The sequence below is a fragment of the Methanosphaerula subterraneus genome, from assembly GCF_052055875.1.
In the GTDB taxonomy this organism is placed as follows: Archaea; Halobacteriota; Methanomicrobia; order Methanomicrobiales; family Methanospirillaceae; genus Methanosphaerula; species Methanosphaerula subterraneus.
The window spans coordinates 2,122,738-2,142,083 of sequence record NZ_CP170508.1; the positions used below are offsets into that span (position 1 = coordinate 2,122,738).

At 62.0% G+C, this 19,346-nt stretch carries 21 protein-coding genes, 2 tRNA genes and 1 other RNA gene; 12 read left to right on the top strand and 12 right to left on the bottom strand.

The annotated features are described in order from the left end of the window. The first annotated feature begins 69 nt into the window (after positions 1 to 69). Both ACFKSJ_RS10355 and ACFKSJ_RS10360 read left to right on the top strand, forming a co-directional pair. Complete coding sequence (locus ACFKSJ_RS10355; protein WP_440949723.1) at positions 70 to 744, top strand: molybdopterin-dependent oxidoreductase; 675 nt, start codon at positions 70 to 72, stop codon at positions 742 to 744. Between the two features lie 5 nt (positions 745 to 749). Beyond that, complete coding sequence (locus tag ACFKSJ_RS10360) at positions 750 to 1,010, top strand: hypothetical protein (RefSeq protein WP_440949724.1); 261 nt, start codon at positions 750 to 752, stop codon at positions 1,008 to 1,010. On the opposite strand, the gene ACFKSJ_RS10365 is transcribed toward ACFKSJ_RS10360, so the two are convergent. The 5 genes from ACFKSJ_RS10365 to ACFKSJ_RS10385 all read right to left on the bottom strand — a co-directional run bounded on the left by ACFKSJ_RS10365 (position 1,011) and on the right by ACFKSJ_RS10385 (position 5,377). Beyond that, a complete protein-coding gene (locus ACFKSJ_RS10365) occupies positions 1,011 to 1,283 on the bottom strand; it encodes a DNA-directed RNA polymerase subunit L (protein WP_440949725.1) in 273 nt (90 codons plus the stop codon). 47 nt (positions 1,284 to 1,330) lie between these two features. Further along, positions 1,331 to 2,050, bottom strand: coding sequence for an MBL fold metallo-hydrolase (locus ACFKSJ_RS10370; RefSeq protein ID WP_440949726.1), 720 nt, complete (start codon positions 2,048 to 2,050; stop codon positions 1,331 to 1,333). A gap of 1 nt (position 2,051) precedes the next feature. Beyond that, positions 2,052 to 3,311: an ATP-binding protein gene (locus ACFKSJ_RS10375; protein WP_440949727.1), complete on the bottom strand. Its 1,260-nt coding sequence runs from the start codon at positions 3,309 to 3,311 to the stop codon at positions 2,052 to 2,054. A 66-nt stretch (positions 3,312 to 3,377) separates the two neighbouring features. Then, entirely contained in the window at positions 3,378 to 4,253 is an 876-nt protein-coding gene (gene map / locus ACFKSJ_RS10380; RefSeq protein ID WP_440949728.1) for a type II methionyl aminopeptidase, read from the bottom strand. Beyond that, entirely contained in the window at positions 4,250 to 5,377 is a 1,128-nt protein-coding gene (locus ACFKSJ_RS10385) for a M24 family metallopeptidase (protein WP_440949729.1), read from the bottom strand. The genes map and ACFKSJ_RS10385 overlap by 4 nt, the downstream gene beginning before the upstream one ends. 61 nt (positions 5,378 to 5,438) lie before the next feature. On the opposite strand from ACFKSJ_RS10385, the gene ACFKSJ_RS10390 reads away from it, so the two are divergent. Both ACFKSJ_RS10390 and ACFKSJ_RS10395 read left to right on the top strand, forming a co-directional pair. Beyond that, positions 5,439 to 5,666 (top strand): hypothetical protein, encoded by a 228-nt coding sequence (locus tag ACFKSJ_RS10390; protein ID WP_440949730.1) that lies wholly within the window; start codon positions 5,439 to 5,441, stop codon positions 5,664 to 5,666. A gap of 7 nt (positions 5,667 to 5,673) precedes the next feature. Next, positions 5,674 to 5,955 (top strand): hypothetical protein, encoded by a 282-nt coding sequence (locus ACFKSJ_RS10395; RefSeq protein ID WP_440949731.1) that lies wholly within the window; start codon positions 5,674 to 5,676, stop codon positions 5,953 to 5,955. Between the two features lie 7 nt (positions 5,956 to 5,962). Here the strand turns inward: ACFKSJ_RS10395 and ACFKSJ_RS10400 are convergent, their stop codons facing one another. Beyond that, positions 5,963 to 8,185 (bottom strand): CHASE4 domain-containing protein, encoded by a 2,223-nt coding sequence (locus ACFKSJ_RS10400; RefSeq protein WP_440949732.1) that lies wholly within the window; start codon positions 8,183 to 8,185, stop codon positions 5,963 to 5,965. Positions 8,186 to 8,408: 223 nt separating this feature from the next. Here ACFKSJ_RS10400 and ACFKSJ_RS10405 point away from each other — a divergent pair. The 5 genes from ACFKSJ_RS10405 to ACFKSJ_RS10425 all read left to right on the top strand — a co-directional run bounded on the left by ACFKSJ_RS10405 (position 8,409) and on the right by ACFKSJ_RS10425 (position 10,956). Then, a tRNA-Asn gene (locus ACFKSJ_RS10405) sits at positions 8,409 to 8,481 on the top strand. A 13-nt stretch (positions 8,482 to 8,494) separates the two neighbouring features. Beyond that, a tRNA-Ile gene (locus ACFKSJ_RS10410) sits at positions 8,495 to 8,569 on the top strand. 64 nt (positions 8,570 to 8,633) lie between these two features. Next, positions 8,634 to 9,665, top strand: a complete 1,032-nt coding sequence (locus ACFKSJ_RS10415) for a hypothetical protein (protein ID WP_440949733.1) — start codon at positions 8,634 to 8,636, stop codon at positions 9,663 to 9,665. A gap of 14 nt (positions 9,666 to 9,679) precedes the next feature. After that, positions 9,680 to 9,990, top strand: an RNA gene (ffs, locus tag ACFKSJ_RS10420) — signal recognition particle sRNA. A 12-nt stretch (positions 9,991 to 10,002) separates the two neighbouring features. Then, positions 10,003 to 10,956, top strand: a complete 954-nt coding sequence (locus tag ACFKSJ_RS10425; protein ID WP_440949734.1) for a malate dehydrogenase — start codon at positions 10,003 to 10,005, stop codon at positions 10,954 to 10,956. 10 nt (positions 10,957 to 10,966) lie between these two features. On the opposite strand, the gene ACFKSJ_RS10430 is transcribed toward ACFKSJ_RS10425, so the two are convergent. Genes ACFKSJ_RS10430 through ACFKSJ_RS10440 form a run of 3 tightly spaced genes read right to left on the bottom strand, consistent with a single transcriptional unit; the run spans position 10,967 to position 12,036 of the window. Next, complete coding sequence (locus tag ACFKSJ_RS10430) at positions 10,967 to 11,224, bottom strand: elongation factor 1-beta (RefSeq protein WP_440949735.1); 258 nt, start codon at positions 11,222 to 11,224, stop codon at positions 10,967 to 10,969. A gap of 3 nt (positions 11,225 to 11,227) precedes the next feature. After that, positions 11,228 to 11,467, bottom strand: a complete 240-nt coding sequence (locus tag ACFKSJ_RS10435) for a zinc finger domain-containing protein (RefSeq protein WP_440949736.1) — start codon at positions 11,465 to 11,467, stop codon at positions 11,228 to 11,230. Beyond that, the gene (locus tag ACFKSJ_RS10440) at positions 11,431 to 12,036 is read right to left on the bottom strand and encodes an amino acid kinase family protein (protein ID WP_440949737.1); all 606 of its coding nucleotides are present in this window, start codon (positions 12,034 to 12,036) and stop codon (positions 11,431 to 11,433) included. The genes ACFKSJ_RS10435 and ACFKSJ_RS10440 overlap by 37 nt, the downstream gene beginning before the upstream one ends. A 257-nt stretch (positions 12,037 to 12,293) precedes the next feature. On the opposite strand from ACFKSJ_RS10440, the gene ACFKSJ_RS10445 reads away from it, so the two are divergent. Further along, positions 12,294 to 14,480, top strand: a complete 2,187-nt coding sequence (locus ACFKSJ_RS10445) for an adenosylcobalamin-dependent ribonucleoside-diphosphate reductase (RefSeq protein WP_440949738.1) — start codon at positions 12,294 to 12,296, stop codon at positions 14,478 to 14,480. Positions 14,481 to 14,572: 92 nt separating this feature from the next. After that, a complete protein-coding gene (locus tag ACFKSJ_RS10450) occupies positions 14,573 to 16,255 on the top strand; it encodes a phospholipase D-like domain-containing protein (protein ID WP_440949739.1) in 1,683 nt (560 codons plus the stop codon). A 10-nt stretch (positions 16,256 to 16,265) separates the two neighbouring features. Here the strand turns inward: ACFKSJ_RS10450 and ACFKSJ_RS10455 are convergent, their stop codons facing one another. Both ACFKSJ_RS10455 and ACFKSJ_RS10460 read right to left on the bottom strand, forming a co-directional pair. Then, positions 16,266 to 16,610: a transcriptional regulator gene (locus ACFKSJ_RS10455; RefSeq protein WP_440949740.1), complete on the bottom strand. Its 345-nt coding sequence runs from the start codon at positions 16,608 to 16,610 to the stop codon at positions 16,266 to 16,268. Next, entirely contained in the window at positions 16,607 to 16,837 is a 231-nt protein-coding gene (locus ACFKSJ_RS10460; protein WP_440949741.1) for a MarR family transcriptional regulator, read from the bottom strand. Before ACFKSJ_RS10460 ends, ACFKSJ_RS10455 begins: the two co-directional genes overlap by 4 nt. 68 nt (positions 16,838 to 16,905) lie before the next feature. Here ACFKSJ_RS10460 and ACFKSJ_RS10465 point away from each other — a divergent pair, with 68 nt between their 5' ends. Continuing rightward, positions 16,906 to 17,307: a hypothetical protein gene (locus ACFKSJ_RS10465; RefSeq protein WP_440949742.1), complete on the top strand. Its 402-nt coding sequence runs from the start codon at positions 16,906 to 16,908 to the stop codon at positions 17,305 to 17,307. On the opposite strand, the gene ACFKSJ_RS10470 is transcribed toward ACFKSJ_RS10465, so the two are convergent. Next, complete coding sequence (locus ACFKSJ_RS10470) at positions 17,255 to 19,285, bottom strand: GAF domain-containing protein (protein WP_440949743.1); 2,031 nt, start codon at positions 19,283 to 19,285, stop codon at positions 17,255 to 17,257. The genes ACFKSJ_RS10465 and ACFKSJ_RS10470 overlap by 53 nt on opposite strands. Positions 19,286 to 19,346 lie beyond the last annotated feature (61 nt).

Sequence of the window (19,346 nt, forward strand, 5' to 3'; positions counted from 1 at the left end):
TATCGTCGACGATTGGTTGAGGCTGTTGCCTTCAACACTATTAAATTCCCGGTTCACCATCCACTGCTCATGGCACCTGCCAGCCTCTATCGGCTGATCCTGGTCGTGGCGATTGTGGCCGTCGGGGTCGTCTACATCGCCGACCTGGCCGGCGAACGATCGGCGACCCACCTCCCCTCCACCGAGATCACTGCTTACGAAGGGCAGCCCCTGACCCCGGTCGACGGGATCCGGGAGAACTCGATCAAAGGACCACAGCAGATCGATATCGGAACCTACCGCCTCTCGGTGAGCGGGCTGGTCAGCCAGCCGGAGCAGTATACCTACCAGGAGGTGCTGGACCGGTTCCCGCATTACGAAAAGGTCGTCACCCTCCACTGCGTCGAGGGGTGGGACGCCACCCTTCTCTGGGAGGGGGTGCTGGTCAGCGACCTGCTGAACCGTTCGGTACCGGCCGACCCGGGCTCGACGGTGATCTTCCAGTCGGCTGACGGGTATACGACCTCGTTTCCACGGTCGTACTTCACCGACCGGCCGATCCTGCTCGCCTACCGGGTGAACAACATGACCCTTCCGGCTGAGCGGGGGTACCCGTTCGCCCTGGTGGCCGAGGAGAAGTGGGGATACAAGTGGGCCCGCTGGGTGACCGGAATCGTCGTCTCTGATGATGCCGGCTACCGCGGGTACTGGGAACAGCGGGGGTACGCCCCCGGCGGCGACCTGAACCGGTCGTTCTTTGGGTGAGTGCGATGAGACGAACTGTGTTGAGGGGGTATGTCGCGGACCTGCTGATTGTGATGGTCGCCCTCTACCTGCTCACCGGGTTTGGAATATCCAATCCCGGGCTGATCACGCCGCTGACCTTCGGCCTGCTCGGAAAGGCCCTGGCCCAGGAGATCCATGCACTGCTCTGGGGACCGTTCATCATGCTGGTGCTCCTGCACCTGTACCTGGCCGCATCCGGGGACCCCCGGGGCCCAAAAAAGAGCGTTGAACCAGAAAAAGAGTGATTACTGCGCCGCGTCCAGGTCCTTGAGGAGTTTGTCGCAGAACCCCGAGAGCCTGCCGCAGGCTTCACGGATCGCGGCTATCGGGGACTTCCCCTCCTTCGTCGTGATGAAGAGTTCAGGGTCTGAGAACTGATATTTTATCCGGTACCGTGCCACATCGACCGCTGGATCGGTCAGGATCTCCTCGGTCAGTGCGTTCATAAAGGTGTTGCCCTCTCCTGCGATCAGAAGGCGTGCTCTGTCCTTCTCCAGCTCAAGGATCTTGATCTCCATGCCTGTATGGTTGGTAGGGGAAGAAGGATATAGGTATGGGTGATGCCTCAGAACCTGAACATCTCGCCATCGTGCCCGGCATGTGGCGTGTCAAATGGGATCATATGGGAGAGGTGGACACATCGGAACCCCTTTGCCCCGCTCTCCTCTGCGATCTGGCAGGCCTCCTCATAGTTCATATGCTTGTGGATGTGGTACCCGGGCGGGACGATCCCGTCGATCAACAGCAGGTCGGCTCCCTGCAACAGGGCCCTGCTTGCCGGGTCGAGGTCGGCCCTGGTGTCGGCGGTGTAACAGATCACCGTCCCGTTATGCTCGATCCGAAGGCCGGTGGTGTATGCCGGCGGATGGTTGACCGGGAAGAGGGTGATCGTCAGCCCGAGCAGTTCGAACGGCTCGAACGGCGTGACCGGGTGCTTCTCGAACTGAAGGAACGAGAAGGTCTCGCCGCAGTACTCGAGCACCTCCGCCGCCCCGTAGACGGCCGGTGGTTTCTGCACCCGGTAGAACTCCCCAAACCCCATGAAATGGTCATAATGGCCATGGGTCCAGATCACCGCATCGATCACCGGCGACCCTGCGCAGAGGAGCTGCTGCCGCAGGTCCGGCGAGGAGTCGATCAGCAGGTGGCGACCGTCCACCTCGAGGAGGAGCGAGGTCCGGAGGCGCTGCTCTCCGGTTCTGTACGCCTCCATGCACTGGGGACAGGCGCACCTGATCTTGGGGGTGCCGATCGCATCCCCTGTGCCGAGCAACCGGAGTTCCATCTCACACCCAGCAGCAGTCCTTGATGCTGTTCCGCTTCTCGACCATCTCGACACCCTTCTCGATGTCGTCCTGCGAGATCATCCGCTGACCCCGCATCAGTGCCGAGATCATCCCTTCCTTGACGATCATCCGGAGGTCGGCCCCTGAAAACTTGGCGGTCTCCTCTGCCAGCTGATCCAGGTTCAGGGACGAGTCCAGGGTGGCTGTCAGCTTGGAGAGGATCGTCCTGCGCATCCCGGTGTCCGGGAGGGCGAACTCGATCACCTCGTCGAACCTCCGCCAGGCCGCGTCATCGAGCAGCCGCGGGTGGTTGGTGGCTCCGATCAGCACCACACCGTTCTTGACCAGGTTCACCTGGTCGATGTTCTTTAAAAGGGCGTTTACGGCCCGCTTCATCGCACCATGATCGTCGTTGGTCCGGCTCTTTGCGATGAAGTCGAACTCATCGATGAAGAGGATCGACGGGGTCAGTTTTCTGGCGAGGTCGAAGATCCTGTCGATGTTCTTGGAGGTCTCGCCGAGGTACTGCGAGGTGATCATCGAGAGGCGGACCTCGAGGATCGGCATGTGCAGCACATGCGACATCGAGAGCGCCAGCGAGGTCTTCCCGGTGCCGGGCGGGCCGACGAAGAGGAACTTGCCCACCTCATGGATATCATGGGACCGGAGGAAGTCCAGGTTGGCCATCGCTGTATTGATCTTCCTGATGCTGTCTTCCTGCTCTGGGGTCAGCACCAGGTCCTCGAGCCGCTGGGCCACCTCTTCTGGAGCCGAGACGATGATCAGGTCCAGCGCACCCCGGATCTTCTCGTCATCGGCGATGATCGCGGAGATCTTCTTCTCCAGGTAGGCCCGGGTGTCCTCGTACGGGACGTTGACGGCCCTGGCCTGCTGGTACGACACGTCGAGCTGACGTTCGGTCTCAAAATACCAGGCGAGTGCAGGGTTCCGCTGGATATGCGCGGTCCCTCCTCTCTTGACGAACCAGTCCGCTGCGCCGGGCAGCGCAGTGATCCGCAGCCGCTGCCCGAACTCCTCGTAAGAGACGAACGGGTTTGCTTTCAACTGTTCAGCGGCATCCGATATTCCGAACACCTTTCTGATCATCCCTTCGCTCACGCTGACCGGTCGTTTCACCTCGGCGGACTTGCTGGTGACACCAAAGATCTCCCTGCATACCGGGGTCAGATCATTGATGTCGAGTTTCTGGTACTGGTTGTAGATCTCGGCTGTCAGGACCACCTCTGTCAGCCTCAGCATCTCATCGTCTCCGGACATAGATCTTAACCGTATCTATTCGCCTGCCCCTGCGATAAGCATATCCAATCATGCAGTGGTGACGATGCAGCCTTCAGCGGTCACGATCAGGGTATGCTCGTGCTGGGAGACCATCGATCCGGGCTGGTCGCGAAGGACCGGGTAGCCGTAGCAGACGCCGGCCCGGATCAGGGTATTCAGTGCCAGGTCCCGCTTCGGATCGGTGATCCACCTGCGTGCAAACGGCATTCCGTTCCGATCGCTGATGTCTGCCAGCACCCTTCTCGCCGCCGGCATCCGGACCGGCCGGTCCCCGATCTGCTGCAGGATCTCGATCCTCTGCCCATCGCTCACCCGGCCGGTCCCGGTGGTTGCGAACGGTTCGATGGCGATCACCATCCCTTCGACCAGCGGGGTGCCCCCGATCAGCCTGATGTTCGGGATCGACGGCTGGGTGTGGATCTGGTACTGCCCGAGGCCGTGGCCGGTCAGGTTTGCGATCGGCCGGAACCCTTTCGCCTCGATCGTCTGCTGGATCACCCCGCCGAGCTCGCCGGTGGTGACCCCGGGCCTGACGGCCCGGATCGCCTCGGCGAGGGCCTGCTCTGAAGCGCTGACCAGGGCTGCATGGTCCCCGAGGTCGACGGTGGTCGCGGTGTCTGCGATATACCCCTCCAGGTGGACCCCGAGGTCGAGCTTGATCAGGTCCCCTGCGGCGAAGACCCGCTCGTCCCCGGTGACCGCGGTGTCATGGGCCGCGGCCTCGTTGAACGAGACGTTCAGCGGGAAGGCGAGCCCGGCCCCCTCGTCGGCGACCATCTGTTCGATCCCTTCGACCACTTCGAGTAGCGCCGCCCCGACGGTCACCATCGCACGTCCCCGTTTCAGGATCGCTGAAGCCAGCGTTCCTGCCTCTGTATAACAATCAAATATCTCGTCCTTCACAGAATCATCTCCTCTTTGCAATGCGTCAGGTTCTCTGCGCCGTCGGATCTGACCACGCAGAGATCCTCGAGCCTGACCCCGCCGATGCCGGGGAAGTAGAGCCCGGGCTCGACGGTCACGACCTCCCCTGCCCCCAGGGGACCCCCTGACGGGCCGAGCGTCGGCAGCTCGTGGACCGCCAGCCCGACCCCGTGGCCCAGGTTATGGGTGAACCCGGTCGCCCCGGTGGGGTACCCCCGTTCAGCGAAGAGGTCGACGGCGACCTGATGGACAGCAGCCCCCCCGGCCCCGGCCCTGATCTCTTTGAGTGCAGCGGCCTTGGCGTCCCTGACAGCCGCGTACATCTCCCCGATCGCCGGGTCGGCCTCCCCCTTCACATAGGTCCTGGTCATGTCGGCGTAGTACCCGGTCGTTTCGCTCTTTGGAAAGATGTCGATCACGATCGGTTCCCCTTCGAGCAGGGGGCCGGCTCCGGTGTGATGCGGCATCGCACTGTCAGGGCCGCAGGAGACGATCGTCTCGGCCCCGGTGCATCCATGCTCAAGAAGGGTGGTATGGATCGCCTGCTTCACCCACTCGGCGGTCAGGGGCTCGCCGTCCCTCTGCAGCGCGCCCTTCTTCACCTTCGCACGGTGGATCAACTTCCTGGCCGTCTTCATCGAGGCCTCGGTCGCCAGCTGCACCGTCCTGATACAGGCGATCTCCTCCTCGCTCTTGACGGCCCGCATCCGTTCAACAGTCTGGTCGTCGATGACAACCGTGCAGAGGCTGGAGAGGGGGGCGTACAGCCCGGCCGGGAAGGTCGGCGAGACGAGCAGGTCTCCGCCGGCGAGCCGGCTGATCATCGTCGCCGTCGCCTTCCAGCGGTCAGGCTCCTCTTTGAGGATCTCCAGCAGCCCGGCCTCGGAACGGGTGACCGGGAGGAAGGCGGACTCCTGCACGGCCCGACCATACTCCATCTGTGAGACCACGATTCGCCCCTGTTCCCCGGTCTTCTTCAGGTAGACCACCGGGTCGGTACAGGAGAACCTGGTCAGGTAGCGCATATCAGGATCAAGGGAGGAGCCGTAGCCAACATAGGCCGCAGCCCCGCTCTGCTCTGTCACCGTATCGAGCAGCGTCATTGGGTACTCACATTCGAGTTGAAACCAGAAGTACTTTTATCATAGACGTGCAGTATCAATAATGGATGAGAGGGCAAAAGAGAAATTTAAGTGGAAGTTTTACAAACTGACGCTCGTCCTCAATGTGATCGTTCTGCTCGCTGCGCTCGGGGTGATCGCACTCTTCATTGCGCCGTTTGACATGAACATTCCGTTCTCGGTGGTCTTCTTTATCGCTGCCGCAGCGCTGGCAGTGCTCTTCATGCGGATGTATCGGGTGGAGAAGGCCTGGCTCGACAGCCAGCCCTGAGGCCCTGATGATCGACAAACTGCGCAGCGAGATCGAACTCTTCGGGCGGCATATCGAGATCGCCCGGGCGGTCAGGGACCACCAGCCGATCGGAATCACCAAACTCGCGGAGCTTCTCGACCTGCCGGTGCACCGAGTCAGGTACTCCCTCCGGGTGCTCGAGCAGGATGGATACATCTCTGCATCCCCGGCAGGTGCCGTTGCCACGCAGCGGACTGAAGCCCTGCTTGGGGCCTTAGATCAGAACCTAGACGACCTGATCGCGATCCTCTCCTCGATCAGGCGCTGATCGCTCTTCACTCTTCTGCCTGGAGATCCCTGGCTGCCGGGATCAGGATCGTGAAGGTGGTTCCCTCGCCGGGGGTCGAGGCGACCTGAAGCAGTCCATTGTGCTGCCTGATGATCGAGAACGAGGTTGAGAGGCCGAGGCCGCTCCCTGTTATTTTGGTGGTGAAGAACGGATCGAAGACCCGGGAGAGCTGCTCGCTCGCGATCCCGACCCCCTCGTCTGCGATCGTGATCTTCACATACCTGCCGGCGGCGATTGGCATCGCCTCAACCCCGGTATACTCCCAGTTCTCCGCGGTTACGGTGAGTGTTCCTCCATTGGGCATCGCCTGCACTGCGTTCAGGGTGATGTTGTTGATCACCTGGGAGATCTGGTCCAGATCCACCTCGGTGGCCCAGAGGTCGACCTGGACCCGGCAGGAGCATCTGATCGGCGATCCTCTGCAGGTGAACTCCACGGTATCGCTGATCATCGGGCCGAGGTGGGCCAGTTTCCGGATCGGGGCGCCTCCCTTGGCGAAGGTCAGCAACTGGCGGGTCAGGGCGGTGGCACGGTGAACCACCCGTTCCATCTCGGCCATCCGTTCATCGAGCGGGGAGTTTTCGTCGAGGTCCATCCTGACCAGTTCGATGTTGCCGAGGATCGCAGAGAGAAGGTTGTTGAAGTCATGGGCGATCCCGCCGGCGAGAACCCCGACCGACTCCAGCCGCTCGATGTTCAGCAGTTCATCCTGCATCCCCATCATCTCCTCGGTCCGCTGATTCACCAGTTCCTCCAGGTGATCACGGTACTCCTTCAGTTCAATGAGCGCCTGCTTCTGGGTGGTCACGTCCCTGCCGACGAACTGGTACTCGGTCAGCTCGCCGGCTGCATCGAAGAGCCCCCTGACCGTCCAGGCCATCCAGTGTGTGCTCCCCTGGTACGGGAACCTGATCTCGGTCTCTCCGACCGGTTTTGTTGGGTTCAGGCCCCTCAGGAAGAGCAGCACCTTCTCTTTCGCCGGTTCCGGCATCATCGAAAAGAATTCCACGGACTCCTGACCTTTCACCTGGTCGGTGACGAAGTGATCGGTAAAGGCCCTGTTCATGAAGGTGATCGTGAGCTTGGAATTGGTCCTGCAGATCAGTTCAGTCTGGTCCTCGACCACGCTCCGGTAACGTTTTTCACTGGCCTCGATCGCAGTCTGTGCCTGGTCGATCGTCTCCAGCATCCGGTTAATCGTAGTCCCGAGGATGGTCAGTTCGTCATCGCCCCTGATCGGTTCGATCCTCTTTCGCCTGCCGTCCCCCTGTTCTGCAGACAGAACCCCGGTGGTCAGGGTGTTCAGGGGCTTGAGGAAGATTCTCCTGACAAGGTGGATGATGAGCAGGGCATAGATCACTCCAAACAGTCCGAAGATCTTCAGAAATCCGTCGACAGTGGCCGCCCCGGTCCTGCTGATGGTACGGGTTTTTTCGACCGAAAGGATGAACCCGTCGCTTCCGTCGATGCTCCGGATCAGTTGGTACCCCCTGATGATCGAGTCGTTCACCGGTACCGTCACCGGTTCACCCCTGCTCAACAGCGTCATCTCCGAAAGCCCGGAATCAAGGGCTGCCTCCGGGGTCAGGATCGAGACGGGAATCCCTGACTTTGAACTGATCGAGGCGAGCCAGCGCTGATCGATCGAACGGATCATCATCATCGTCCCGGTCGAAGGGCCCTCGAAGGTGCTGGTCAGGATCGGGGCGGAAGCGATCAGCACCGGTCCGCCGGGCAGGAACAGCGTCCCGTTGACGGTCTGCAGCTGGTCTGTTCCGGAGAAGAGGGTCTCATGGTGGGCGGCGATCGAAGTATTGAGTCCTTCCGGGAGGTCTGCATACTCCTCGGTTTTCAGGTTGAACCCCTGTGCGTAGACCAGGTCTCCACCCTGATCATAGATCAGCAGACCGTTCAGGTTCAGGGTCGAGAAGGTCTCCTCCATCAGGTTGTTGGCGCAGTACGCCGGGTTTTTTCCCTGAGCGAACTGGTAGGTGTCGTCCCAGAACGCCCAGTCCATGAGATTCCTGTTCATCACGTCGAGGTCGCTCTGCAGGGCAGAGACGCCCCGGTCCATCTCTGCTATGGTGTCGCCCTGTTCGAGAACGTCATAACTGTGCTGCAATGTGATGGTTGAGAAGAGGGTGAGCGCAAGCAAGATGGTGACGAACATCACGGTTCCGATCAGCATGACCTTGGACTGTATCCTCATCTGTTACCTCCGGCTACCCGGACGCCACTCCCTGGGTGAGGTCTCTCCTCTCCTCCTCTCAGGTGTTCTTCCCTGCGCAGCACTTGGTACAGATCACTCCAATTATGGTGATAGTAATTTTATCTGCAGAAGGTATAATAACGAGGTTTGGCATAATTCGGGCAGCGACAGTTACCTTTAATAACGCCGAAGAGCAACTCATTAAAGCACACAATGTGCACCTGCCGCCATAACTCAGTTGGTAGAGTGGCTGGCTGTTAACCAGCATGCCACAGGTTCGAGTCCTGTTGGCGGCGTCTTTCTTTCTTTGGGCCCGTAGCTTAGTCCGGTCAGAGCGCCCGGCTCATAACCGGGCGGTCATGCGTTCGAATCGCATCGGGCCCACTACTCTGGCACGATCCGCGAACAGTTCAGAAGGTATCTATACTGGACTGCCATATCTGCCACCATGGACTGTCCGGTCTGCGGGAAGGGATGCATCCACGATGCTCCAGCACTGCTGGCTGGTCTCTCTGCACATTTCTCCCCCTGTCCGGACTGCACCGGCAGGCTGCTCGACAAGCGCCGGCCCCCGGCAGACCTCTCGTATCTCGCCCCCTGTACCTGCGGGAAACGGTTCATCGACGAAGTCTTCGCCCACATTTATACGGTGATGGTCGAGGAGGGGGACCTTCCCAGTACCGCCCCGCTGCTGGCTTCAGGGGTACCGCTCCTCGACCCGGCGACGGTGCTCCGGCGTGCCCCATTTCTTCCGGCCCGGTCCCTGGTCCTCCTCTCCCGGTACGTGACCGATCATTCGGCAAAAAGGCTGGTCAGGGAGGTCCCTGAGGTGAAGGGGGCGATCCTGGACCGGCAGGTGATCCCGGGCGCCGTCGACCCTGACCTCAACCGGCCTGCCACTCATCACCGGGTGCTGGCAGGGTGCGATGTCGGGGCCTCAGTGGTCCCGACCCCTGCCGGGCCGCTGGTGCTGTACCGGCAGCACTCGCTGATGCACATCGAGGTGCCGCGCCCGGAGAGTCCGAAGGTCCGGGCTGTCGCCTCCCGGTGCCGGGCCGGGGACGACCGCCTCTTCGTCGATGCCTGCTGCGGCCCCGGGACCCTCGGGCTGACTGCAGCCCTGCTTGGAACGCCGGCCGTGGTGATGAACGATGCCTGGTATGCCGCCGCCTACTGGGCCGGGTGTAACCTCCGGGTGAACCGGATGGCGCTCGGCCTCTCCTCGGTCAGCAGCGAGGTCACTCTTTCTGAACTGGCAGAGACACCGGTCAGGCGGGATCCCCTGCTGGTGGCCGAGGGGGTCGGGGATCGGCACCAGATCAGCGTGTACCAGGGGGATCTGCTCCGGCTGCACCAGGTGATCGGTCCGCGGCCGGTCCTCGCGGTCCTGGACCTGTTCCAAAAGGAGGATCTGCACCAGACCCGGCGGATCCTCTCCGAATGGAACGCGCATGTCAGGGGAGAGATATTTATCCCCTGAAGGGACAATCAATGATGGGAACTAGCCCGGGTGGCTCGGCGTCACCTGTTATCCGAAACCGCCGCCATGCGGAGGGCGAAGTTTGAGGAAGGCTTTAACGATCTGACTGAGTCTGGTGTACCCTGACGTAGATACCTTGTCCTGCGAGGTCGGCGGACAGGATTCAATACTCCGGAGGGAGTTGGGGCCTGTTGCTGCGGACACCGGTCCAGGCCCGGAAGGGAGCAGACTTACCGTAGACGTTTGGCGCCCGCGGGGGTGCGGGGTGGAGGAAGGGTCTCCAGCAAGGTCAGGCACGTACTGTCGACCGATAACGCGTTCCCATTTCTGTGTTACTATGTCGAGAGTTGCTATCATCGGAGCTACCGGCAGTGTGGGCTGCTTTGCCGCTCATCCGATCTCAGAGATCCCGTATGTGAAGGAGATCCTGCTGGTTGGGAGGCCGGGGCGTGAGAACCTGCTCGAAGGGATCACCCGTGATTTCAAGGACTCGTATGCCGCCAGAGGCACCGACGTGGCCCTCGAATGGACCACGGATCAGCAGGACCTGGCAGGCTCTGATGTGATCGTCTACACCGCAGGTGTCGCCCGTAAGGCCGGAGAGGACCGGATGGACCTGGCAGTGAAGAACGCCGGGATCGTCGCAGAGGCGGCGACAACGATCGGTGAAGTCGCACCGTCTGCGCATCTGCTCATGATCACGAACCCGGTGGACGTGATGACGGCTGTGGCACTCAAGTACTCGGGTATGAAACAGAAACAGGTCTTTGGACTCGGCACCCACCTGGACTCGATGCGGTTGAAGTCGCTGATCGCTGCGTACTTCAGGGTGCATGTCAGCGAGGTGCATACGCGTATCATCGGCGAGCACGGGGCATCGATGGTCCCGCTCTGGTCGGCCACCACGCTCGGTGGCATCAGGATCTGTAATCTGCCCGCGTTCTCGGACCTACCCGTCGACCAGATGATCGAATCGGTCGTTCAGGGTGGGGAGATGATCATCAAGTACAAGGGCTCGACCGTCTATGGTCCGGGCGAGGCGATCGCCACGCTCGTGCGAACGGTGCTCGGCAACGAGAACCGGCTTCTGACCGTGTCTGCCTACCTGAAGAGCGAAGTGCACGGCATCGGAGGGGTCTGTATCGGGGTTCCCGCGCTGATCAACCGGTCTGGCGTTACGCCGATCCCCATCAGGATCGAGCCGGACGAAGTGAAAGCATTCGGGGCATCAGTCGAAAAGATCCGAAACAGTACTGATCAGGTCTTTGAAAGGCTTGAAAAAAAGGAATAAAATTTCTGTTTTACGTCAGTGTCAGTTCGGCGATCTCAGCACGCTCGACACCCTCAATCGTTGAGATAGCCTCCTCGATTGCGTCGGTCTCGCCACCCTGATCAGAGACGACCGCCATGACCTTCAGCGCTTTTAACCCGAAGCCGATCGGCTCTTCCTGGATGTCCTGAATCGAAGGGACCTTGGCACGCATCGCGGCCTTCAGCGCTTCAAGATCGACATCCGGGGACTCCGGCATCACCTTGAGGATCAGTGCTACACTGCCCATGGCTCAGGGCCCCTGGAATCCACACTGAGGGCACATGTACGGGATTGACTGCTCCCTGCACCGCTCGCACCGCTTGATCTCATATTCGCACTGGGGACACCCGAAACTGGTGCCGCCAACCTCGGCCAGAGGTGCATTGCACGATGTACATTTCTTTATTGCCATAACGTTCCTCGAAATCTGCTGTACTATCTGATCTGAGACAATTAAATACTTGTTTCCAGGGACCTGATCGCCGTGCATGGGACCTCTGCTCCGCGCAGGTGCTCTGCGACCCGTCCGTCGACCTGTCCGTTCACTGCGGCGGCCCGGATCCCGTGGGAGAGGACGAACGGGATCAGGCAGGGATCGACCTCATCGCAGCATTCCGGCTGCTCGATCAGGTCCACCGCCTTGCCCCCGACGGTCAGGCGATCGACCGACTTGATCAACAGAAGGTCCAGATGGAGCCTCTCCGCCACCCAGGCCGCGATCGTGTCGGAGGTGACCTCCCAGGTGTGCGGCAGGGGATCCTCCTCCCGAAGCACCCGGTACGGCAGGAGGACGCTGACGCCCCCGTCGACGACCAGGCGGTCGGTTGCCGGCACTCCCTTCGAGGCGATGTACCACCCGAACTGCTCCATGCCGGCGATCGCCATCCAGTGGCCCTCGTCCCCGTCCAGCCCCAGAGTTCTGACCTGGTCGGCGAAGGGACCGCCGCCCGGCACCAGCAGCAGCGGCCGCTCTGACCTCTGCAGTTCCTCCACCAACCCGGGTACCCGGGGGAGCAGCGACCCCCCGAGCTTCACGACCAGTGCGCTCTGCGCTCTCATCTCATACAGATGGACCCTCTCCCGGAAAAATTGGGATCATCCTCACCTGGTGGCGGATGACCATTTCAGTGGCCGGCGGACCACGGCGGGGATCACCCGGCCGGCTTCCACCACCCCTCGGGGAGAGGGTCAGAGGGGGGTCGCTACCCCCCATGATACCTCCTATGATATAAGACAACGAACATAAATTTATCTTCAACATGGTCTCCCCGATGGTGTAATCCATGGGAAATCAGACCACAGTATGAGGACTATTTATGGATTCGTCACCGATCGTCGACAGCATTCTGTCCGCACGTTACCTGAGAGCCGGAGAGAAGACCTTTGAGGACATCTGCCGCCGGGTGGCCGCCGCCCTTGCCGCGGACGAGGCCGAGGCCGCCCGCTTCTATGAAGCGATGGTCTCTCTCAGGTTCCTCCCCAACTCCCCCACCCTGATGAACGCCGGCACCGATCTCGGGCAGCTCTCCGCCTGTTTCACCCTCCCGGTCCCCGACTCGATCGACGGGATCTTCGATGCGATGAAACAGGGGGCGATCATCCACAAGACCGGCGGGGGGACCGGGTATAACTTCTCGAAGATCCGACCGGAGGGGTCCCCGGTGCAGTCGACAGAGGGGGTCGCCTCGGGACCGATCTCCTTTATGCGGGTCTTCAACGCGGCCACCGAGGTGATCAAGCAGGGCGGACGCCGGCGCGGGGCCAACATGGGGATCCTGAACGTCCAGCACCCCGACATCCTGGCGTTCATCAATGCCAAGACCCGGGAGGGGGAGATCTCCAACTTCAACATCTCGGTGATGGTCGACGACGCGTTCATGCACCTCGTCTCAGAGCAGCACTTCGACAAGGTCTGGCTCGTCCACCCCCACACCGGTGAAGCGACCACCGTCGGCCAGATCTGGTCGGGGATCGTGGACGGGATCTGGAAGAACGGGGAGCCGGGCGTCCTCTTCTATGACGAGATCAACCGGCACAACCCGACGCCGCAGCTCGGGGTGATCGATACCACCAACCCGTGCGGCGAGCAGCCGCTCCTCCCGTATGAGAGTTGCGTGCTCGGCAGCATCAACCTCGCCGCCTGTGTGAAGGGGCACGTCCTCGATGAGGATCTCCTCAGGGAGACGGTCCGGACCGGTGTCCGCCTCCTCGACATCGTGATCGACAAGAACGTCTATCCGATCGAGGAGATCGCCGAGGCGACCCGGACGACCAGGAAGATCGGGCTCGGGCTGATGGGGGTTCACGACGCCCTGCTGATGATCCGCCTCCCGTACGACTCCCCGGAGGCCCGGGTCTGGTGCGAGCATGTGATGAAGGTGGTCAGTGAGACGGCCGTCGACGAGTCCCGGCTGCGTGCCGAACTTCTCGGCCCCTTCCCGGCCATCCAGGGGTCCATCTGGACTGCATTCCCAGTTCGGAACGCCGCGATGACCACCATCGCCCCGACCGGCACGATCTCTCTCCTGGCCGGGTGCTCAAGCGGCATCGAGCCCATCTTCTCGTTTGCGTACACCCGGAAGAACACAGTGGGAAAGACCTTCATCGTCGTCAACCCTGTTTTCAAGGAGGCCCTCGAGGAGACGCTCGCGCTGCAGGGGCATACAGGGGACGACCTGGCCCGGCGGGTCGACGAGGTGATTGCCCATGTCCATGAGACCGGGACGGTGCAGGACCTCGCCTGGCTCCCGGTGGAGTTCCGGAGACTCTGCAAGACCGCCCTCGACATCCCCTGGCGGGACCATGTGGAGATGCAGGCCGCGTTCCAGCGGGAGGTGCACGCCTCCATCAGTAAGACGATCAACATGCCAAAAGACGCTACTCGGGACGACTGTGCCGAGGCGCTGCTGCTGGCCTGGCGGCTCGGGCTGAAAGGGATCACGATCTACCGGACCAACAGCCGGGAGGACGTGGTGCTCACCCTCAAGGAGGCCGCCCCTGCACCGGTCGTGGTCCAGGCCTTATCCCCGGCCCCGGCCGTCTCGATCAGCCGCCCGAAAGAACTCTCCGGGAGGACCTACCTCTGCCAATCAGGGTGCTGCTCCCTGTACGTCACCGTGAACCTGCTCGACCAGAAGCCGATCGAGGTCTTCATCAGGACTGTCGGGAGCGGGTGCGAGGCGAACAGCAACGCCCTCGGCCGCGCGATCAGCACCGGTCTCCAGAGCGGGGTTCCGTACCATAAGTTCGTCAAACAGTTCGCGAAGGTGAACTGTGTATCAGCGATACGGAATCCCTCATCCGAGGGCTTCTCCTGCGCCGACGTGGTCGGCCGGTGCATCGAACTCTCCGCCACCAACCAGAGCATCACGACCCTCAACAACTGGGAGATCCGCAAGACCGATCAGAAGCGGCTCTGCCCGGAGTGCCACGAACCGCTCGACTTCGGCGAAGGGTGCAACAAGGGGACCTGTAAGAACTGCGGCTGGAGCGGCTGCAACTGATTCCGGGCCCAGACACACCTCTTTTTTCTCCTGCCACCCGACCGGATCCAGACCGTCTGGTTTTATGGTCAGTCACTGCATAAACGATTCGTATGCGGCGATGGGCCCTGGTGGTGCTGACCCTCCTGCTCTGTCTGCTGGTCTCATCTGTTGCGGCTTTTCAGATCGTGGAGTTCTGCCCGGACACCTACACCAAGAACGAGCCCGACGAGTACCTGGTGCTGGCAGGGGCCGGGCCGCTCGCCGACCTGGTCATCAGCGACAGCGTCGGCTCGCTCCGGTTCCCGTCCGGGGCTGTTCTTGACTCCAGCGCCGTGATCGCACGAAACGGGACGGCATACCGGCAGACCTTCGGAGTGTCGCCTGATTTTGAGATGTACGACTCCTCCCCTGCGATCCGGGACATGGTCAGAAAGGGCGATCTTCGGCTTGGGAACGAGCATGATCAGGTGGTCCTGACCGACCATGGCACGGTGGTCCAGACGATCACCTGGCCCGGGGACGTGGATCCCAAGCAGGGGCAGGTCCATATCTATGCGGACGGGGCCTGGGACCGACGGATGCTGCTGATCGGGCAGTCCCGGCTCCCTCCTGCCACCTTTCAGAACGTGACCCTGACCGCTTTCGTCTCCCCTGACTCCTCGGCCGGGGTCTTTTACGACGCGGTCAACGGTGCGCGGCGGTCGATCGATCTGAATGTCTACGAACTGACTGACCCGGCGATCGGTGCGGCCCTGATCGCAGCCGCCGGCCGGGGGGTCTCGGTCAGGGTGCTGCTCGAGGGGGGGCCGGTCGGCGGGATCTCCCCGGCCGAGAAGGGGGTGGTCCGGTCGCTTCAGGAGCACCAGATCCCGGTAATGCTCCTTGGAGGTGTATCGGGGGTACACGCCCGGTACCGGTACGATCATGCCAAGTACCTGGTGATCGATGATTCGGCCGTCCTGGTCACCAGCGAGAACTTCAAGCCCGGCGGGTTCCCTGAGGAGGGGACGTCAGGCAACCGGGGCTGGGGGGCGCTGGTTCACGATCCCCGGGTGGCAGCCTACTTCGCCGGTGTCTTTTCGCTCGACTGGACCGGTGTCGACATCGCCCCGGCCCCGACCGGTCAGGGGGGTGCGGGAGAGGAGGCGAGCGGAACGTTTCAGGTCAGGTCACCGGCGACCACCTTCTCCGACACCACGGTCACCCCGGTGCTGGCCCCCGACACCTCCTCGCTGATCACGGACCTGATCGCCGGTGCGACCCGATCGGTCAGGATCGAGCAGGCCTATATCAAGAACACATCGGCAGGAACGCTGAACCCATTCCTCGAAGCGGCCATCGCCGATGCACGGCGGGGAGTGAGCGTGCAGGTGATCCTGGACTCGGCCTGGTTCAATGTCGATGACCTGAAGGATAATGACGAGATGGTCGCCTACATCAACCAGGTCGCGGTTGCCGAGCACCTGCCCCTCGAGGCCAGGCTGGCGGACCTCACCGCCCAGGACCTGGTGAAGATTCACAACAAGGGGGTGATCGTCGACGACCGGCGGGTACTGGTCTCCTCGATCAACTGGAACACCGTCTCCCCGAACGAGAACCGGGAGGCCGGGCTGATCATCGACAGTTCGGAGGTCGGAGCCTACTATGCCGCCGTCTTCGCCACCGACTGGGATGCACGGAGCGGCAGCTCGGAGGGAAAGGCGGGAAGAACGGGTTTTGATCCCCTCAAAGGGGGGATTGCGGCGGTGGTGCTGGTAGTGATCGCGCTGGCGGTTCGCCGGCGCCGGGCGTGACAGGTCCTTCTTATTCGAGGTTTTGATCAGAAGAGTATGGGCATTTTCCGTCCTTGGTACATCTGCAGACATCGCAGAGGGTGATGGCTGTATCCTCGCCCATTACGGCGAGGGCCCAGCGGTTGATCATCTGGTCGAGTTCTCCGGAGAGATCGATCTCAGATCCACCGCGTTTCTTTGAGATATATTGCGAGATCGCAGCCCTGCTGATGCCGAGCCGTCTCGCAACCTCGCTCTGCGGAACCCCCTGGTGGTGAACGAGACGATAGACCATCTCCGCCCGCATCGACGGGACGTAGCGATGGAGCATCGCGTCACAGATCATGATATTGCATCCAGGGGGTCGGTCGTTCATGCAGTCACCGGTTGATTGACTCTGCGCTGGTAGATGATCTGACGAGCATCACGGAAGTTGAACTTTTCAATGATCAACTGATTTTCTTTGAGCTTTTTGAGTGCGTACCGTACAGTACGCGGTGCTAGTTTGGAACTGCAGACGATCTGCTTATGCGTCATCGCACCGGTGTCCTCCAGGATGTGGAGAACCGTCCTGGACGATGGAGGAAGGTCAGTCGTTTCCATATATACATGTTAACGCCGTTAACATATGAATCTGTCGCTGATAAATAGGAATAGATCGAGATCAGCATATGTTCGTCTCACAGGAACGGCTGACGCTGCTGCTGTTGCTGGGCGTAATCGGGGCGGTGGTGGGAATTCACCTGCTGATCGCCGCTATGGGGCCAGGGTACTTTGCGCACCCCTTCTCAAGCGAAGCGCATGAGGGGGACCAGGTCAGCCTCCAGGGGACGGTCGGGTCGGTCGCCTGGACCGGGACCGGCGGCCACCTCCTCCTCACCGTCAATGGGACCACCATCTTTGTGCCGGCAGAGACGGCTGCAGAGATACAGGTGCAGCAGGGGGAGGTGGTCAGGATCATCGGGATCGTGCAGGTCTACCAGGGAAAGAAGGAGGTGACGGTCGATGGGCCTGAGGGGATCAGGGTGCTCTCCTCTTCAGCAGATCCGGGTCTGGATCCTGGAACGTATTGAATCTGGCCGGAGCAGTCAACGCATCCCAGGCCTCCTCTTCGTCAGGGGTCAGTTCTCTGCCGGTCAGGCGCCGCAGTTCGGCAGCGATCAGCCGGCGTGCCTCTGCGGCCCGTCTCTCGGCGGTGATCTCCACCATCACCAGCAGCAGTTCCCGATCAGCCATCCCCGATGCCTGGCAGTACAGGTCGTGATGACCGTCCGGTCTCTGCAGCCGGCACTCGATCCCGGCCTCCCCTGAGACCTGGCCGATCCTGGCGTTTTCCAGAAAAGTTCTGGTTCTGCCCAGGTCCGCCGGCTGCACCAGGTCGAGGATCGTCCCTTCTCTTCTACCGACGAGGGTGACGAAGGCCTGGTTGGCATGCAGGATCTCGTTCTCCTGGTTCAGCACCGCCGCCGGGAACGGTCCACGGGTGAAGAACGCCTGATAGGCTGCGAGTTCTCTTCCCTGTTCGTCGGTCCGCCGCCGCATGACGAGTGCCTGGTCCAGCGCCGCCAGCAGTTCCCTGGCTGTGTCTGTGTCGCCGTCGGTGTACGGTACCGGGCTGTTGGCGACCCCGGCGACGGCGATCAGCCGGTCATCCCTGACCAGCGGCACTCCGAGGTACCGCTGCAGCGGGAGGTGCCCTTTCGGGAGCTGCCCCTGGTAAGCATTGACGATCACCGGCAGCCTGTCCCGGGCCGGAACTCCCCAGAGCCCCATATCCGCAATCGTCCAGGTGAACTCCCCGTCCTGGAGGGCACATCCTTTCATCACCCCCTCAGACCAGGCCGCGATCGAGAGGCGGGTGCCGGTCTGGTCCGGGAACGCGATGTACCCGATCGCAGAATCGGTCTGGGAGAGGAGCGCCGCCAGCACCTCGCTGCAGAGTTCGCGTTTGGTCTTCCCCTCCTGCAGCAGCGAGACGAGCACGCTGTCTTTGACGGAGCGGCTCTGCAGCGACTTCCCCTCTCCCCGAAGGGCGGTGATCCCGGTGATCGAGGCGACCCCCCCGCTGATCGTCCAGTCCTCCTTCACCACCGGGGCGGTTCTGACCAGGTACACCTCCTCGCCGGCCGTCACCTCGGCCTCAGCCTCCCGGCCGGTCAGCGCCGCCCGGAAGAGCGGCTCGAACGGAGCGGCGAGGGTGTGGGGGAACCCTTCCCAAAGGGTTTTGCCGACCAGGTCAGCCGGCCCGACCAGTGTGGAGAGCGCTCTGCCCCCGGCTGCGGAGACGCGGAGGTCCTCATCGAAGAGGATCCCGGCGGTGGCCGGGAGGGTGTCGAGCAGCCGGCGCTCATTCTCTTCCTTTCCGGTCAGCCGGTCGAGGGCATGCCGCTCCGCTGTCCTGTCGGCGAGCCTGCAGATCGCGAGCCCCTCAGTGATCATTGCGAGCGAGTACCTGAGGTACAGCCGTCCGTCCCTTCCGGCGAACCAGTCTTCAGCCTCGTAGACCTGCTTCCTCTGCGGGAGCTCGCGCACGGTGGCGATCAGGTTGGGGTTCCCATTGCAGAACGAGGTGAAGGGACGCTGGAGCAGGTCCTCGAGCGGGTAGCCGAGGAGCGCTCCGGCCGCCGGGTTGGCATCGTGGAGGGCCCCGGTCTCGGGGTAGAAGAAGAGGATCGCCTCGCCTGAACGGTGGTAGACGGCCTGGTACCAGAGCCCGTACACCTCCGCCTCAAAGGAGGGGTAGGCGACGGCAGCGGCGGCCGCCACGATCATCACGGCCGCGACCCCGCCGCCGACGATCGCCGGCAGGTCGACACCGGAGAGAAGGAGCAGGAGGAGGTATGCGATGGCGAACCCACCGGCCACCGCCACCCCCCGCTTCTGGTACCGGTAGGCGAGCAGCACCGCCGGCAGCAGGAGCAGGAACGGGTGGAGTGGGGGAAGAACGCCGAAAACTGATGCGATCGTGATCAGCCAGGTGATCACGGTGAGTGAGGCCAGGAGGGCCGCGCCGGGATCGATCCCGGCGGGGAGGGAAAGGTTTGTGGTCATGGATGCTCCGCTGTCCGAATTTAGGACGTCGTAAGAGCAGTGTGGGGTCTAAACCCCTAAA

Excerpts from the sequence above, each read along its gene's own strand:
- ACFKSJ_RS10355 (WP_440949723.1), top strand. The coding sequence starts at position 70 with ATGGCACCTGCCAGCCTCTATCGGCTGATCCTGGTCGTGGCGATTGTG.
- ACFKSJ_RS10360 (WP_440949724.1), top strand. The coding sequence starts at position 750 with ATGAGACGAACTGTGTTGAGGGGGTATGTCGCGGACCTGCTGATTGTG.
- ACFKSJ_RS10365 (WP_440949725.1), bottom strand. The coding sequence starts at position 1,283 with ATGGAGATCAAGATCCTTGAGCTGGAGAAGGACAGAGCACGCCTTCTG.
- ACFKSJ_RS10370 (WP_440949726.1), bottom strand. The coding sequence starts at position 2,050 with ATGGAACTCCGGTTGCTCGGCACAGGGGATGCGATCGGCACCCCCAAG.
- ACFKSJ_RS10375 (WP_440949727.1), bottom strand. The coding sequence starts at position 3,311 with ATGCTGAGGCTGACAGAGGTGGTCCTGACAGCCGAGATCTACAACCAG.
- ACFKSJ_RS10385 (WP_440949729.1), bottom strand. The coding sequence starts at position 5,377 with ATGACGCTGCTCGATACGGTGACAGAGCAGAGCGGGGCTGCGGCCTAT.
- ACFKSJ_RS10390 (WP_440949730.1), top strand. The coding sequence starts at position 5,439 with ATGGATGAGAGGGCAAAAGAGAAATTTAAGTGGAAGTTTTACAAACTG.
- ACFKSJ_RS10395 (WP_440949731.1), top strand. The coding sequence starts at position 5,674 with ATGATCGACAAACTGCGCAGCGAGATCGAACTCTTCGGGCGGCATATC.
- ACFKSJ_RS10400 (WP_440949732.1), bottom strand. The coding sequence starts at position 8,185 with ATGAGGATACAGTCCAAGGTCATGCTGATCGGAACCGTGATGTTCGTC.
- ACFKSJ_RS10415 (WP_440949733.1), top strand. The coding sequence starts at position 8,634 with ATGGACTGTCCGGTCTGCGGGAAGGGATGCATCCACGATGCTCCAGCA.
- ACFKSJ_RS10425 (WP_440949734.1), top strand. The coding sequence starts at position 10,003 with ATGTCGAGAGTTGCTATCATCGGAGCTACCGGCAGTGTGGGCTGCTTT.
- ACFKSJ_RS10430 (WP_440949735.1), bottom strand. The coding sequence starts at position 11,224 with ATGGGCAGTGTAGCACTGATCCTCAAGGTGATGCCGGAGTCCCCGGAT.
- ACFKSJ_RS10435 (WP_440949736.1), bottom strand. The coding sequence starts at position 11,467 with ATGCACGGCGATCAGGTCCCTGGAAACAAGTATTTAATTGTCTCAGAT.
- ACFKSJ_RS10440 (WP_440949737.1), bottom strand. The coding sequence starts at position 12,036 with ATGAGAGCGCAGAGCGCACTGGTCGTGAAGCTCGGGGGGTCGCTGCTC.
- ACFKSJ_RS10445 (WP_440949738.1), top strand. The coding sequence starts at position 12,294 with ATGGATTCGTCACCGATCGTCGACAGCATTCTGTCCGCACGTTACCTG.
- ACFKSJ_RS10450 (WP_440949739.1), top strand. The coding sequence starts at position 14,573 with ATGCGGCGATGGGCCCTGGTGGTGCTGACCCTCCTGCTCTGTCTGCTG.
- ACFKSJ_RS10455 (WP_440949740.1), bottom strand. The coding sequence starts at position 16,610 with ATGAACGACCGACCCCCTGGATGCAATATCATGATCTGTGACGCGATG.
- ACFKSJ_RS10460 (WP_440949741.1), bottom strand. The coding sequence starts at position 16,837 with ATGGAAACGACTGACCTTCCTCCATCGTCCAGGACGGTTCTCCACATC.
- ACFKSJ_RS10465 (WP_440949742.1), top strand. The coding sequence starts at position 16,906 with ATGTTCGTCTCACAGGAACGGCTGACGCTGCTGCTGTTGCTGGGCGTA.
- ACFKSJ_RS10470 (WP_440949743.1), bottom strand. The coding sequence starts at position 19,285 with ATGACCACAAACCTTTCCCTCCCCGCCGGGATCGATCCCGGCGCGGCC.